This is a genomic window from Pseudoalteromonas sp. S3785 (assembly GCF_005887365.1).
Lineage (GTDB): Bacteria > Pseudomonadota > Gammaproteobacteria > Enterobacterales > Alteromonadaceae > Pseudoalteromonas.
Map to the genome: position 1 here is coordinate 32,976 of NZ_PNCT01000039.1, position 15,374 is coordinate 48,349.

Below are 15,374 nucleotides of genomic sequence, written 5' to 3' on the forward strand. Positions count from 1 at the left end.
ATGTTTAAAACACCTTTAAAAGCGCTCTTGTTAAGTTCTGCATTGCTTGCAACATCGTTTACAAGCAATGCCCAAAACATGCACGACAGCTGGAATGCATTATTAAACAACCATGTTGTGGCTATTAACCATGGCCACAGCACGGAGGTTGATTACACAGCAATTAAAGCTAAGCACAGTGAACTTAAAACTTATTTAGATTCGTTATCGGCGGTTACGCAAAATGAGTTTGTTACGTGGGAAAAACCAAAGCAACTTGCGTTTTTAATCAATGCGTATAATGCCTTTACTGTTGAGCTTATATTAACTAAGTACCCAGATCTTAAATCGATTAAAGATTTAGGCAGCTTTTTTAGCTCACCATGGAGTATAGAGTTTGTGCCATTACTTGGTAAAACTCGCAGTCTTGATGATATAGAGCATGGTTTAATACGTGGTAGTGGTAAATACAACGACCCCCGTATTCACTTTGCAGTAAATTGCGCAAGTATTGGTTGCCCAGCACTACGTGAAGAAGCCTATAATGCCACTGACTTAGAAAGCCAATTGCAAGAGCAAACGGTGCGCTTTTTATCAGACATGACCCGTAATATAGCGCAAGATAACACGCTAAGTGTGTCTTCAATATTTAAATGGTACGGCGGGGATTTTGAAAAAGGCTTCAAAGGCGCAAATACATTGCAGCAGTTTTTTATGCAATACCCTAAAGCACTTAACTTGATCCCTGCACAGCAAAAAGCCCTTAAAAACGATAACATGAAGGTTAAGTTTTTAGATTACGACTGGGATTTAAATGCACGCCACTAAATGTTGGCAAATACTCACGCGATACAGCATATGCTGTATCGCGTTTTGCATTTGCCTTGTTATAAGCTTTAAAAGCATAGCGAGCACAGAGCTACAAAACCGTTGGCAACACGTTGAAAGCCTAGGTAAAAACCAAAGCGTATATTTTTATGCATGGGGCGGCGATGCGCAAATAAACGCATATATTCAATGGGCTGCTAAACAAGTAAAAGCTAAATACAACATTAACTTAGTGCACGTAAAGCTCAGTGATACCAGCGAAGCTGTAAGCCGCGTACTAGCCGAAAAATCAGCAAACAATAACGATAAAGGCAGCGTAGATTTAATTTGGATAAACGGTGCTAACTTTGCCACCATGAGCGAGCACTCATTATTACTTAAACAATGGGCTAATAAGCTGCCTAATTTTAGCTACACCGACCCTAGCAATAACCCCGCTGTTAATTTTGATTTTGGAATACCCACTAATGGAATGGAAGCACCTTGGGGCCAAGCATCACTCACTTTTTACTACGACAGCTTAGCAATAGATGGCACAGTGAATAACACACTACCAACAACCTTAAACCAATTGCTTAGCTGGAGCACACAAAATCCGGGGCGTTTTAGTTACCCCAAACCGCCTGACTTTTTAGGCACGAGCTTTTTAAAATACGCGCTTGTTATGCTACATCAACAAAGTGATGACACACTTAAAGCGCAGTTAAATCAGCCTGCTACAGCACAAAATAAAGCCCAAGTATTAAACCCATTATGGGATTTTTTAAATAAACTGCATCCAACTCTTTGGCGCGATGGCAGCCATTTTATGCAAAGTGGTGCGCAAATGCGCCGCTTAGTCGGCGACACAGAGCTAAGCATAGCGTTTACGTTTTCAGCACCCGAAGTACCCGCCGCAGTTAAGCGCTATGATTTACCACAAAGTATTCGCAGCTATGCAATGCAAGACGGCAGTTTAAGTAACACCCACTTTGTAGCCATTCCTTATAATGCAAGCCACCAGCAAAGTGCTCAGTTAGTGGCTAACTTTTTATTAAGCCCAGAGGCGCAAGCACAAAAACAACAAGCACACATATGGGGCGATAAAACAGTACTTATCCAATCAACATTAAATACGCAGCAGCAAGCATTATTTAAAACAGCCAAACCTCATCCAAGTGCTTTACCTTTTAACAGTATAAAAAGTACATTGAGTGAGCCGCACCCAAGCTGGGTAAATGCTATTATGCAAGGTTGGCAAGCGCGTTATGGAGTAAGCCAATGAGCGTTATTTTAAAAAGTGTAGCTGTAAATACTAAAGCTACAACGCATTGCAGTACCGATATGTTTACGCGCATTGTAAAATTGAGCCCACGTTTTTTACTAGCATTGCTAATTTTGCCCGTAATAGGCGGATTAATCAGCGTACTATTGCCCGCTTTTGGCTATGCACCGGTACTTGAACACACAACATTTGGCCTACATGGCTTTACTATGCTTATGCAAACACCCGGCCTAACACATATGGTTATGCTAAGTGTTGGCACCGGATTAATAAGTACCTTACTTGCCTTTGTCATTACGTTAATGATTTTAGCGGCATTTTTTAATAGCCCGTGGCTTAACCATATTCAGCGCTTATTGAGCCCAATACTGGTAATACCCCACGCAGCAGCGGCTATCGCAGTTGGTTTTTTAATTGCTCCTTCGGGTATGATTTCACGTTTAGTATCGCCATGGTTAAGTGGTTGGGAACTTGCGCCTAACGGTATGTTTCCTCACGACTCGTTTGGCATTAGTATAATTTTAGGGCTAACGCTTAAAGAACTGCCTTTTTTGCTGTTAATGGCACTCGGTGTACTTGCTCAACCTGAACTTGGTAAAAAGCTGCGCAAGCAACATAAAGTAGCGCTTAACTTAGGCTACTGCCCTATGACTGCTTTTTTTAAAGTAATATTGCCAAGTCTTTACCCATTATTGCGTCTACCTATTCTCGCAGTATTGGCTTATGCCAGTGCAAGTGTAGAAATGCCTCTTATTTTGGGACCAAACACCCCGCCAACGCTTGCTGTTGCGATTATGCACTGGTTTAACGACGTTGATTTAAACCTGCGCATTAAAGCGTCTGCTGGGGCGTTATTGCAGCTTGTGCTTACTGCTGGATTGTTAGCATTTTGGCTTGGCGGCGAAAAAGCGATAAAAGCATTATTTAATGATTTACTCACCAATGGCGAGCGAGAATACGGCGGCATTTATTGGCAAAAAATAACAACCGTAGTTACAGTATTTGTAATTGGCTTTATATTGCTCTCGTTAATTGGCTTGATTATGTGGTCTGTCGCTGGTTTTTGGCGCTTTCCGGCGGCTTTGCCTGAGCAGCTTACGCTACTTCACTTTAAAAGCGCGCTAATGCAAATGCAAAGCCCGCTTTTTAATACCCTTGCTATAGGATTAGTAACAACGTTATTTGCCATTATAATTACGCTTTTGTGCTTAGAGTCAGAGCAATTAAGTGCAAAACCCATGTCACGCTTTACAAGTTTAATTATTTATTTACCACTACTTGTACCAAGTATTGCGTTTTTATTCGGCCTAGTGTGGCTGCAACAGTTAGTAAATAACCAAGCTGCGTTTTTTAATGTGGTATTTACCCATTTATTGTTTGTATTACCTTATGTATTTTTATCGCTTGCGAGCAGTTATAGGCGCCTAGATCCGCGCTTTGCTCATGTAGCAGCAAGCCTTGGCGCAACACCCTACAAAGTATTTTTACACGTTAAATTACCCCAGTTATTTGCCCCTATCTTAATCGCCATAGCACTTGGTTTAGCCATTAGCTTTGGCCAGTACTTACCGACACTTTTAGCAGGCGGCGGGCGCATAGCAACAATTACAACCGAAGCGGTTACCCTTGCAAATGGCGCAAGTAGGCGCACCAGTGCAGTGTATGCCATTATGCAAATGGCATTGCCATTAATTGGCTTTATACTGGCGTGGGTTTTACCTAAGTATTTTTTTAAAAGCGCACAACGCTAACCCATAAATTAAAAGGTTTTTAATGCAGTCATCTTTAGAGATTAAAAATTGTGAGCTTTATCGTCAAACCGAGCAATTACTTAGTTTAAACGAGCAAGTAAAAGGCGGCGAAATACTCACCATTATGGGGCCATCAGGCAGTGGTAAATCGAGTTTATTAAACTGGCTTACCGGCACATTACCCAGCGGCTTTAGCGCAAATGGTGAAGTGTGGCTCAACGGCGAAAACATTAATAACTTACCTACTCATTTACGTCACATAGGCGTACTTTACCAAGACGCGTTATTATTTTCGCATTTGTCGGTAAGCGGTAACATTGCATTTGCTATGCCAAAAGGCAATAAAAAACAGCGCCTTGAAAAAATAGACCACGCGCTTGAGCAAGTAGGTTTAAAAGGAATGGCAAACCGCCACCCCGACAATCTCTCAGGGGGACAACAAGCCCGCGTTGCTTTACTGCGTATGCTATTGAGCGAACCAAAAGCCATATTACTTGATGAGCCATTTAGTAAGCTCGACACCCAATTAAGAGTAGATACCCGCGAACTGGTATTTAGCCAAATACGCGAGCATAAACTGCCCGCTATTATGGTCACCCACGATCATAGCGATGCAGAGGCTGCAAACGGCAAACTGATCACCTTAAATTTAGCCGAATAAGTAAAAGCACAAGGCAACGAGAATGTTAGACAAATACATCACCCCAGTTATAAAGCCACTGTTAACACCTGTTGTAACGTTAATGCACAGGCGCGGTATAACCCCCGACCAACTCACTGTAATAGGTTTTTTAATAGGCCTTTTAGCCGTACCACTAATTGCGTTTGAAATGTGGTACGCAGCGTTAACTGCTATTGCTTTAAATCGTATTTTAGATGGGCTAGATGGCGCGTTGGCACGTCATGCAAATTTAAGTTCAAGCGCTGGCGGATTTTTAGATATTACCCTCGACTTTTTATTTTACGCGGCAATTCCGCTTGGCTTTATTTTGGCAAACCCCGAGCAAAACGCGATTGCCGGTGCGGTATTGTTGGCTACCTTCATAGGCACTGGCTCAAGCTTTTTAGCCTTTGCCATTGCAGCCGAAAAATTTAAGCTCGATAAACCTCAATTTAAATACAAAAGCTTTTACTATTTAAATGGCTTAACCGAAGGCACAGAAACCATTGCGTTGTTTATTGCCTTTTGTATTTGGCCGCAACACTTTACCATCATGGCGAGTATTTTTGCCGCTGCGTGCGCTATTACTATTTTTACACGTATACATGGTGGTTATAACACGCTTAAACTCCAAGAAGCCGATAAGGTTACACAACCCAATGAATAATGAAATTTGGTGGCGTTTAGGGTTCTTTTTTAGCATTTTGGTTATTATGATGCTGCTAGAGTCACGAATGCCCGCACGCAAATCACCTATAAAAAGTACCACCCGATGGTTGGCTAATTTTGGGCTGGTGTTTGCTTCATCATTAATTGCGCGCTTAAGTGTGCCAATAGGCTTAACTGCCGTAGCGCTTTATAACCAAGAGCACGGTATCGGTTTATTTAACCAAATAGCCATACCAAGTATCGTCGCCATTATTTTAAGCATGCTACTGCTTGATATACTTATTTATTGGCAGCACCGGCTGTTTCATCAAGTGCCGATTTTGTGGCGCTTGCACCGCGTGCATCACGCCGATGCGCACGTAGATACCAGCACAGGTTTGCGGTTTCACCCTATCGAAATTGTACTCAGCATACTTATAAAATTGATTGCCGTTACCGCCTTAGGTGTGCCCGCTATTGCAGTATTAATATTTGAAATAGCACTTAACGGTTTAGCGCTGTTTAACCATGCAAATATTCGCTTGCCAAATGCAATAGAAAAGCCTCTTCGATTAATATTAATGACCCAAATATTACATCGAATTCACCACAGCCAACGCGTGAGCGAAACCAATTCTAACTATGGATTTAGTGTTATTTGGTGGGATAAACTGTTTGGTAGTTACAAAAATAAAGCGCAAAAAGCCGATAACGACATCGATATTGGCTTAAAAGAATACCCAAGCCAAAAACAAAACGCCTCCCTTTGGGGATTGCTCATAATGCCTTTTAAAAACAAATAGTAGATAACGTTTGTAACTGGCTTGCCTAAAAAGCAAGCTAGTTTTAAGAGGTTTTTTAATGCATGCCTAATTATAAAATTAATACATACTTTCATACACAGTTAAAAAGACCACTTTAAAGACTTTTTTAATGAGCTTAATCTATTAATATATAATGTTATTTTTATGAATAGCTCAATTGGTAAACTGGTCTTACCGTAAACTAAATGTAAATAAAATAAACAAATATGTTGACCATTAATGCACTGCGCAATATCATTTGTAAGCGCTTACAAAAACACATGAAAAATGTAAGCGCTTACAATGCAAAAACGGTTATTAAAATAAGTACAAACACATTCTGACAATAATCTGTGAAAACGGGGTTCAGCTATGAACATACAAAAAACACACATTGCTCGCTTACTAGCTGCTATTTCTTTGGCATCCTTAGCAGGCTGTGGTGGCGACTCTGCCACAACATCTAATTTTGAAAATATCGACGCTTCTGAGCCTGTTTCAGATTGGCAAATGGTATGGAGCGACGAGTTTGACGGCTCTGCTATTGATACTAATAAATGGAACTATGAACTAAATTGCGACGGCGGTGGTAATAACGAAAAGCAATGTTACACCGACAGCGAAGAAAACGCTTTTATTCAAGACGGTGTGTTAAACATTGTAGCCCTACCAGCGACAGAAGGTGCTGAAAAGCCATACACCTCTGCACGCTTAAATACTCGTTATAATGCTGATTTTACTTATGGCCGCTTTGAAGTACGTGCAAAGCTACCTTCGGGGCAAGGCAGTTGGCCAGCATTTTGGATGTTACCAACCGATGAAGAATACGGTACATGGCCACGCTCAGGCGAAATTGATGTATTAGAGTCTGTAAACCTTAAAACTACTGATGAAGATGGCGGTATTGAGTCAAGCATTCACGGCACATTACATTACGGCCGCGCATGGCCAGATAACAGCAGCACTGGCAAAGAGTACAAATTTCCTGAAGATACTAACCCAGCAGATGATTTTCATACCTACGCAGTAGAATGGCAAGAAGGTGAAATTCGTTGGTACGTTGATGGCTACCTATACGCCACACAGCGCCAATCAGAAGTACGCACTAATGCCAATGGCGAAGCGGTAGGCCTTGCTCACCGCGGTTGGTTTGCAGAGTATTTCGAACAAGGTTCTGGCGAGCTAGAAACCCACTGGGATAGCGCTCCTTACGATAAAGACTTTCACTTATTGTTAAACTTAGCGGTAGGCGGCGACTGGCCAGAAAATGTAAATGAGTTAGGTATCGATGCCAGCGCATTTGAAAATGGCCAAACGTTTGCAGTTGACTACGTACGCGTTTATCAATGTGCATCAAACCCAGATACCGGCAAAGGGTGTGAAACTATTCGCCCAGGTTACGATAGCCTAGACGATGCCCTGCTAGAGGGTGATGCGCCAGTACCTATTGCCGGCGGTGTTACTCCATTAACCATATTTGGTAATTCTTTTAATATTAACTGGCCTGCATGGGATTGTTGCGGAGGTTCAACACCAGCACTTGTTGTTGATGAACAACAAGGTAATACAGTTGAATTTAGTGTTGGTGAAAACCCGACTGTTAATGGCTTTATTTCAAGAGCTGAGAATATTATTGATGAGTCAGGTGTCGCCTCTCCTTTTGATGCAACACCACTTCTAGCAGAAGGATACTTTCAGTTTAAAATGAAAGTAATGAGTGCTCCAGCGGATCCAAACTCTACGTGGGTTATAAAGCTAGAAAGCGCTGGCGATACCGCAACTGCAGCCGAGTTACCTATTACACAAAGTGTTGAAGGTCTAGCGCCAGTTGTAGGCCAGTGGCAAACTTATACGTTTAAATTATCAGATCTAGTGGCAGCAAACTTAGATATTAGCGCTATTGATGTAGTGATGATATTCCCTACATGGGGAACGGGTAACGGCGCTGTTTATAGAGTTGGCGATGTAAAAATTACGCAAGACTTCCCTGAGCTTGATGTGTTCTCTGATACCCAAAATCTTGATTGGCCAATGTGGGATTGCTGTAGTGGCTCTACGCCAGTGGAAGTAATGGATGATGAAGACCATGGTATAACAGCTGAGTTTGCAATTAATGATACACCTACAGTAATGGGCTTTAATAGCCGTTCATCTGTAGGCGGAAGTGGCGAGGCATTTGATGCCAGCTCTATTTTAACCGCTGGTCAAATTACGTTCGACATGAAAGTTACAAGTATGCCAAGTACACCCGATGCTCCATGGTTTTTCAAAGTTGAATCAAACGAAGGTGACTCAGCGGTGGAGCTAGAATTAACTGCAAGTATGCAAGGCGTAGCTCCTGTTTTAAATGAGTGGCAAACATATACTTATACACTTTCTGATTTATCGGCTGCAGGTTTAGATGTAAGTGCGATAGATGTATTAATGATATTTCCTGGTTGGGGACTAGGTGCAGGCGCAGTTTACCGCGTTGATAATGTTACTATTGCTAACCCTTAACCCATTTTTAACTGACAAAATATAGGTGCTCACACAGCACCTACTCTCTTGACAACATTTTATAAAGCAGAGCTATTATGAACACATTCAATTTTAAAAAGAGCCAACTTGCGGCTTCTGTGTCTCTTATCATTGCTGCGAGCACGTTAAATACGGCTATTGCTGCCGAAGCAGACACAGCAGCATCACCAGATGTAGAAGTTATTGAAGTAAAGGGTATTCGTGGTTCACTTATTCGTTCTATGGATATGAAACGCGATTCATCAGGCGTAGTAGATGCTATTTCGGCTGAAGAAATGGGTAAATTTCCAGACACTAACTTAGCAGAGTCTCTTCAACGTATTACCGGTGTATCGGTAAGTCGCGCTAACGGTGAAGGAAGCCAAATTACGGTACGTGGTTTTGGCCCAGAGTTTAACTTAATTACGTTAAACGGCCGCCAAATGCCAGGTACCGGTTATACGCGTTCGTACAACCTTGAAAACATTGCCTCAGAGGGCGTAAGTGCACTAGAAGTATTTAAAACAGCGCGCGCCGATGTACCAAGCGGTGGTTTAGGTGCAACAGTTAATATTTCTACTGCGCGCCCTTTTCAAAAGCCAGGTCAAAATTTTTCAGCCACAGTTAAAGCAAATCACGACTCGTCTAACGAAGCCGGTGATGATGTAACTCCTGAGCTTTCGGCGGTTTACAGCAACACATTTGCAGATGACAGATTTGGTTTTGGTTTTTCGTTTTCGCACCAAGAACGCGACTTTCAAAAGCAACGTGCCAATATTCAAGGTTGGCAAGCCAACGTAGCTTTACCTGAATTAGATAGCAGTAACGTGGTTGATAACCGTACTGTCCCATCAGGTAACTACTACTTCCCTAAAGACATGAACTACTCTATTGAAGATGTAGAGCGTGAACGTACAAACGGCCAAGTTACTTTTCAGTTTGCACCGGTAGATGGCTTTGTAGCCACGCTTGATTACACTGCGAGTAAAGCAGTAACAGGCTCTGAAACTATTGGTTGGGGTATTTGGAACGACTTTGGTAGCAATATTAACGGCTACGAGCTAGATGAAAATGGTACAGCTGTTTACGCCGACATTAGCGGTAATGATGCCTCGTTTACAGCCACCAAAGGTACTACTGAAGTAAAAGCGCGCTCTATTGGGTTAAATCTTGATTGGGAAATAAACGACACGTGGCACATAGAGCTTGATTACCACGACTCTAAAAATGAGACCGACAACGGCGCCGATGACGGGCTAGGCAGTATCGGCCAAGTGATTTTAGGCTCTGATCAGCTTGCTAATAAAATTTACGATTACCGCACAGGCGATATTCCAAGTGCTCAAGTTAACTGGTTAAATGGCACAAGCGAACTAACACCGGGCGAAATTGACTCAAACTTTAGTCAGTTTACCCACTCGCCGGGTGAATCAAACATTGAACAGTTACAACTACATACTACGTGGTACAACGAAAGCTATGACATTGGCTTAGTTAAAGTTAAATTTGGCGCATCACGCACTGAGCAAAACACCGGTGGTTACACTGCATGGAGTGGTTTAGTAGGTGGCCCTGGTTTTAACCCATCGTACACAGAAATATTCCCAGATAGTATGTTTACTCGCCACGATACGTCGGGCCTTTTAGATCAATTTGATGGTGGCGGCAGCAACTTACAACCAGGTTACTACTACACCTACGATTTTGACGAAGCAGTGGCTCGCCAAATGGCATACCTAACTTCTGATGTAACCGGTGGCGATGCATACGCAGCTAATGCTTACATGGATGGTATTGATAGCGAAAGCTACGTAGAAGAAATCACAAACAGCTTTTATATTCAATCAAGCTGGGAGTTTGATGTAAGCGATTACTACGTAAAAGTAAACGCAGGCCTGCGCTACGAGCAAACAGATGTAACTAGCACAGTACGCCAACGTGTTGAAGAGCAAGTAAACTGGATCAGCGCATCAGAGTGGATAATGCAATATGCAGCCGGCGGCGATGATAACTTCCTAGAGCAGCAAGGCGATTACGACATACTATTACCGTCAATCGATGTAAGTGTTGATTTAACCGAAGACGTTGTAGCCCGTGTTTCATGGGGTAAAACTATGTCGCGCGCACCACTGGGTGATTTAGCCGGTGGCCGTAGCTTAACTGGTAGCCCAAAACCGGGTTCGCGCACGGGTAGCCAAGGTAATACAAACTTACTACCGTTTGAATCAACAAACCTCGACTTATCATTAGAGTATTACTACGCAGAGGGCAGCTACGCCTCTGTTGGTTACTTTAAAAAAGACGTAGATAACTTTATTCAAACAACTATTACGCAAACCACGATTGATGGCCTATACGATATTTTAAATGGCCCACGTTACTCACAAGCTGTAAGCGATATTGAATCGCGCGGCGAGCAAGCAACTACCGACGCTATTTTTGCACAAATGATTAGCAATGGTTATGGCAATGCGAATGGCATTATTGAGCCAAATAGCGATGACCCACTTATAGTATGGAACATAAGCCAGCCACAAAACACCGACAGCAAATCGGTAGATGGTTTTGAAGTGGCTGTTCAGCACTTAATTGGCGAAACCGGCTTTGGTGTAGGTGTTAACGCCACGTTTGTAGATGGCGACGTTGAATTTGATAGCGAAAGCCTAGACCAACAAGCGCCGCTTACAGGTTTAAGTGACTCAGCTAACTTCCAAGGCTTTTACGAAAAAGACGGCCTATCAATCAAAATTACGTACGCATGGCGCGACTCGTACTTAATTGGTGTAGGCCAAGCACAAGGCTCAGCCGATGCGCCACCGCAATATGCTAAAGCCTACGGCCAATGGGATATGAGCGTAAACTACGATGTAAACGAAAACGTAACCGTATTTTTTGATGGCATAAACTTAAATAATGCCACCGAAGAAGGCTACGGCCGCTACGAAGAGCAATTTTTATTTGCTAATCAGTACGGTCCACGTTACTCAATTGGTGCCCGTTACACGTTTTAAGCTATTCCCTAGTTAGAATAGTTAAGCCGCTTTTTACAACAAGCGGCTTTTTTACAACGTTTTTATTTGCTCAAGTAATACATTGGTTGTCCAATCAATGCCGTTATATGCCACATCGGGCTTGTAAAAGTCCCCTGCCCCACGCGCTCTGTTTACATACACTTTATTTGGCACTACAACTTTACCTAAGCCTGACGGTAAATCGGCTAAACGTACCTCCATATACAGCGAGTCTGCGCTACTTGGCGCACCGAATAACGTGGTATTTTCAAAAAGCTTAAACTTATCAAGCGCATCTAAACAAGCACTGGCACACTGCGGCGGAACAATAACAAACAACTTGGTTTTAAAGTCACTAGTTAAAGGCTTATGTGGTATGTTATTTAGCGTATTAGTCTCATGTTCTACATAAAATGGTTCACCACTTTTAAGTGATAAAGCCATACCCGCAGCTACAGTTTTAACAATTTTCAGTACTTCAGGCTGATCTTTTACAACGTCCAATAAAGACTCTACATAGTCAGTATTATCTTTTGACGCTCTCCACCACACTTGCTCGTTTTGAGTAGTACCAGCTGTTTTTTGTTCTACTACTTTTTTGCCCCATAATTCTTTGGCTATTTGTGAGCTCCAATAAGATGAGCCACCTTGGTTATGGCGCAAATCTAATACCACGGTTTTTGCAGTAAGTAACTTGCTACGCTGCTGTTGTATTTTTTCAAACACTTTATTGTAGGCAGTAGTTTGTTTATCGGTTGATGAAAAGCTAGGCATAGCAATCCACGCAATATTTTTTTCAGGCCACGTTAAATCAATGGGGAGCTCATCACCGTTGTAGGCATTTTCTAAATGCTTACTGACTGACTTAGGCCTTACAGACCAATTTAATACGTGTGTATAGGTATCGCCATTGGCTTTAACAAATTCGCATTCTTTTAGGGGAGTTAAAAATGGATTGCCCTCGTCAATGAGTAACCGCCAACCTTGCTGCCACCAATGGCCAGGCTGTGCAACTTCACCATGAAACTTAAATACTCTCTCACGCATTAAGCTATCAGTGCTTTGCCCATCACATTGGCTTATAACGTCGCCTTTGCTAATGTTATTGCTTTCGCTGTAATACACTTTTAGCGCATCACCTCGCCACACAGTTCTAAAGCCGGGCCAACGGCGCGCGGGCCTATCTACGCTTGAAAACGCACCGGCGTGGCCATCTTGTAAAATAGTACTAAAGCGTGCAATTGCCGCTACATGAACTTGCGGCCCGCTCGCTTGTGACGAGAGTGCAAGCGCCTCTGCTTTTGCTTTTTTTAATAAGTCAGGGAACGCGGCGTTGTTGGCATCAAACATACCGGGGTGATTATGCGCGGTAATACTGTAAGCCGCCTCAATATCGCGCTCTGTTATACTGCGCCACTGCGCTTTTGTTGTAGGTTCTGCGTACTTTTGTGCGGCATTTACAACTGCTGGTAGTAGTAAAATTGGGAGCAATACATAATTGGTTATTTTTGTTTTTATAGTCATGAAAGTCCATTTAAGCTAAAAATAAATTACTGGTAGGTTATTGTTCATTAACCATACTAAAAAAGCGATTTAAGGTACATATGTAAATATATACCTGGCACCTAAGTTAAAAACTTAAGAATCGGCCAACCTTATTTAGTAGTTGAGCAATGTGTCTGATACAGTAAAAAAGCCATGCCAATTAATTTTGGTGCTTGAACTAATCTTCGGCCGCTAAAAACTGTCCAATTAATCCCGGGGATTTCGTAACTTCATAATCAGTTGATCATAGTTTTCACTTTTCGGAACAATACTTAACTCACCGTCGGCCTCAAAAACCACCGCCATAACTGTACTTAAATCACCAAAACCGGCTTTTCTAACACTTGCTTCCACTTCGGTGCTGGTGAGACGAGTGTCTTTCATAGCAGCCTCTATATATTCACCGTCGAAAAAAACTAATTGTGGAGCGGTTTTGACTACTTTGTCGAACGTCGAAAAGTGGGCGCTGATCCAAGTGAGTAAATATTGTAAAAAGAGGAGTAGGCTTACCGCGACTAAAACCTCAACTATCACCACGTCTTTCAATAAGATAGCAGAACCTAAGATGGAGCCCGCCGCCACGGTAATTATCCAGTCAAAGTTGTTCATTTTAGCAAATGAGCGTTTACCCAATAAATGCGTCGCTAGGATTAAAAAGGGATAAATAATCAAGGTTGTGGTAACAATGCGCGCTATTTCACTCCACGATTCAAAAAACATATTTCCCTCTACTTAAGGTGCTGAATATACTAATAATCATATAAACTAAACAGCCACCTGAATCTCATAAACTAGGTAGTCACCTTAATAAAACAAACAACACTGTGCAACTAAACTTCCCATACAGATTCAGGGTTTATCTTTTATTAATGGGTCTCTTTACGAATAATTTTTAATTTATGTCAAGACACCAAATTATAATGGCACCCACTTTATTTAACCTATTAGAATGTAGGCATCAAAAAACGCAAAGTTTAAAATGGGTGTTTTGTTAATTCTTTTTCTGAATTTTTTTAACTAAAGGCACTATCGCTAAAGCTAGCAATACGGCAAGAAAAAAGCTCACAAACGTATTACCAAACACCCATCTAAAAAAGATTCCTGAAAGAGACAAAACAAAAGCTGACCAAAGCCATGGATTTATATTCTGCATACTATCTAGAGCACCTCATAACCCCGCAATCACGCGCTTGTCGCGTGCATTGCCTTGTTAAGTTTGAGCTCCATAGGCTGATAAACCAAGCCTGCCGATTCGCCCACTTCGCCACTGCACTCAAACCCATAATTTTCATAAGCGGTCACTGAAGATAGCGACGCGCTGACGGTAACAGTTTCGACCCTCGCATGATTCAAGGCGAATATAAGCAGCTTTCTTCCAATGCCACTTTTCTGGGATTCCGGACGAATAAAAAGCATCGCAACATGGCGTCCCTCCTTTAATTCGATGACACCTTCGACATTTTCGTTGTCCTGAGCAACCAGCATCAAGTTATCGCCTTTCATCCTAACGAGGAATGCATCGCGCGCAGCGATATTCGAAAAGGTTGTAATCCCCTCATCAGACAATGTACCTGCAACAGACTGCGAAAAAGAGTCCATGCAAATTGCACTTACAGCTTCAAGGTCCTTCTCTTCCATCTTCCTTATGATCATCAATGTTTCCCAGAAACTTAACGCCTCGCATAACAGGCTAATAAAGCTTGGCTAAAATTAGTGAGGCACGAACTAAGCCAAGCTTTATTAGTCCATGCGTTGATGCGTTTGTTATATTTTTAATTCCGCTACTTCCCGCCTAACCTGACAAACGCCAACCAAGAAACCGACTAAAAGACAGAAAGCTTTAATGACAATGTTCTTATATGTTGTTTTACGATTTATTGTTTTAGGCGTGTGACCTAACACTTTGCACGCCCAGTTTTTTAAATCCTCGTGATAGCAATGAAAGTTAAGCTGATGCGCTAACTTATTTCTGATTTTGTTCAACTCTTTAATGTGCGAAGCATACTCTTGCCAAGAGTTTGGCTTTTCACCCTCTAAAGCTATGAGCAAATCAACTTTCTTCGCGAACATTAAATTTAATGAGTCAAGATTTTTTCTGTTATCGATATAAAGTTGTAAATGTTGATTTATAGCTTGCTCTAGAATCAGATGGCCTTTCAAGAGAATCAGTTCCACTTCGTTTTGTTTCATTAGTTCAGTTTCTAATGAATCATAAATATCTTCTAATTCCACCTATTGCTTCCCAACTAAATTCATGTCTGAAAAAATATAACGCCTCAATAAGAGGACATTTATAGTTGGCTAAAATTGTTGAGCGCAGCGAAAACAGCCAACTGTAAATTTTCCTGCTTAATTGCCTTGTTTTAAGTACATCACACCAATACG

Annotated in this window: 12 protein-coding genes; 8 read left to right on the top strand and 4 right to left on the bottom strand. The window is 41.9% G+C overall.

Translation table 11 applies throughout. The features are described from left to right. From CWC17_RS10805 to CWC17_RS10840, 8 genes are all read left to right on the top strand, one after another. Window positions 1-807 carry a DUF547 domain-containing protein gene (locus CWC17_RS10805; RefSeq protein ID WP_138612860.1) on the top strand — a complete coding sequence of 269 codons (807 nt, stop codon included), beginning with the start codon at window positions 1-3 and terminating at the stop codon, window positions 805-807. Then, window positions 794-2,071, top strand: coding sequence for an ABC transporter substrate-binding protein (locus CWC17_RS10810; protein WP_138612861.1), 1,278 nt, complete (start codon window positions 794-796; stop codon window positions 2,069-2,071). Before CWC17_RS10805 ends, CWC17_RS10810 begins: the two co-directional genes overlap by 14 nt. Continuing rightward, complete coding sequence (locus CWC17_RS10815) at window positions 2,068-3,822, top strand: ABC transporter permease (RefSeq protein ID WP_138612862.1); 1,755 nt, start codon at window positions 2,068-2,070, stop codon at window positions 3,820-3,822. The genes CWC17_RS10810 and CWC17_RS10815 overlap by 4 nt, the downstream gene beginning before the upstream one ends. 22 nt (window positions 3,823-3,844) lie before the next feature. After that, window positions 3,845-4,483: an ATP-binding cassette domain-containing protein gene (locus tag CWC17_RS10820; protein WP_138612863.1), complete on the top strand. Its 639-nt coding sequence runs from the start codon at window positions 3,845-3,847 to the stop codon at window positions 4,481-4,483. Window positions 4,484-4,505: 22 nt separating this feature from the next. Next, entirely contained in the window at window positions 4,506-5,150 is a 645-nt protein-coding gene (locus CWC17_RS10825) for a CDP-alcohol phosphatidyltransferase family protein (protein WP_138612864.1), read from the top strand. Beyond that, on the top strand, window positions 5,143-5,934 hold the full coding sequence (locus CWC17_RS10830; RefSeq protein WP_138612865.1) for a sterol desaturase family protein: 792 nt from the start codon (window positions 5,143-5,145) through the stop codon (window positions 5,932-5,934). Before CWC17_RS10825 ends, CWC17_RS10830 begins: the two co-directional genes overlap by 8 nt. 372 nt (window positions 5,935-6,306) lie before the next feature. Beyond that, on the top strand, window positions 6,307-8,433 hold the full coding sequence (locus tag CWC17_RS10835) for a glycoside hydrolase family 16 protein (protein WP_138612866.1): 2,127 nt from the start codon (window positions 6,307-6,309) through the stop codon (window positions 8,431-8,433). Window positions 8,434-8,510: 77 nt separating this feature from the next. Next, on the top strand, window positions 8,511-11,444 hold the full coding sequence (locus tag CWC17_RS10840) for a TonB-dependent receptor (RefSeq protein WP_138612867.1): 2,934 nt from the start codon (window positions 8,511-8,513) through the stop codon (window positions 11,442-11,444). Between the two features lie 51 nt (window positions 11,445-11,495). Here the strand turns inward: CWC17_RS10840 and CWC17_RS10845 are convergent, their stop codons facing one another. The 4 genes from CWC17_RS10845 to CWC17_RS10860 all read right to left on the bottom strand — a co-directional run bounded on the left by CWC17_RS10845 (window position 11,496) and on the right by CWC17_RS10860 (window position 15,221). Next, complete coding sequence (locus CWC17_RS10845; protein ID WP_138612868.1) at window positions 11,496-12,968, bottom strand: S41 family peptidase; 1,473 nt, start codon at window positions 12,966-12,968, stop codon at window positions 11,496-11,498. Between the two features lie 228 nt (window positions 12,969-13,196). Continuing rightward, on the bottom strand, window positions 13,197-13,709 hold the full coding sequence (locus CWC17_RS10850; protein WP_138540327.1) for a DUF421 domain-containing protein: 513 nt from the start codon (window positions 13,707-13,709) through the stop codon (window positions 13,197-13,199). A 462-nt stretch (window positions 13,710-14,171) separates the two neighbouring features. Then, complete coding sequence (locus tag CWC17_RS10855) at window positions 14,172-14,642, bottom strand: GNAT family N-acetyltransferase (protein WP_171037613.1); 471 nt, start codon at window positions 14,640-14,642, stop codon at window positions 14,172-14,174. Between the two features lie 111 nt (window positions 14,643-14,753). Further along, window positions 14,754-15,221 (bottom strand): hypothetical protein, encoded by a 468-nt coding sequence (locus tag CWC17_RS10860; protein ID WP_138612869.1) that lies wholly within the window; start codon window positions 15,219-15,221, stop codon window positions 14,754-14,756. Window positions 15,222-15,374: the final 153 nt, after the last annotated feature.

Excerpts from the sequence above, each read along its gene's own strand:
- CWC17_RS10810 (WP_138612861.1), top strand. The coding sequence starts at position 794 with ATGCACGCCACTAAATGTTGGCAAATACTCACGCGATACAGCATATGC.
- CWC17_RS10845 (WP_138612868.1), bottom strand. The coding sequence starts at position 12,968 with ATGACTATAAAAACAAAAATAACCAATTATGTATTGCTCCCAATTTTA.
- CWC17_RS10840 (WP_138612867.1), top strand. The coding sequence starts at position 8,511 with ATGAACACATTCAATTTTAAAAAGAGCCAACTTGCGGCTTCTGTGTCT.
- CWC17_RS10825 (WP_138612864.1), top strand. The coding sequence starts at position 4,506 with ATGTTAGACAAATACATCACCCCAGTTATAAAGCCACTGTTAACACCT.
- CWC17_RS10850 (WP_138540327.1), bottom strand. The coding sequence starts at position 13,709 with ATGTTTTTTGAATCGTGGAGTGAAATAGCGCGCATTGTTACCACAACC.
- CWC17_RS10830 (WP_138612865.1), top strand. The coding sequence starts at position 5,143 with ATGAATAATGAAATTTGGTGGCGTTTAGGGTTCTTTTTTAGCATTTTG.
- CWC17_RS10820 (WP_138612863.1), top strand. The coding sequence starts at position 3,845 with ATGCAGTCATCTTTAGAGATTAAAAATTGTGAGCTTTATCGTCAAACC.
- CWC17_RS10805 (WP_138612860.1), top strand. The coding sequence starts at position 1 with ATGTTTAAAACACCTTTAAAAGCGCTCTTGTTAAGTTCTGCATTGCTT.
- CWC17_RS10855 (WP_171037613.1), bottom strand. The coding sequence starts at position 14,642 with ATGATCATAAGGAAGATGGAAGAGAAGGACCTTGAAGCTGTAAGTGCA.
- CWC17_RS10835 (WP_138612866.1), top strand. The coding sequence starts at position 6,307 with ATGAACATACAAAAAACACACATTGCTCGCTTACTAGCTGCTATTTCT.
- CWC17_RS10815 (WP_138612862.1), top strand. The coding sequence starts at position 2,068 with ATGAGCGTTATTTTAAAAAGTGTAGCTGTAAATACTAAAGCTACAACG.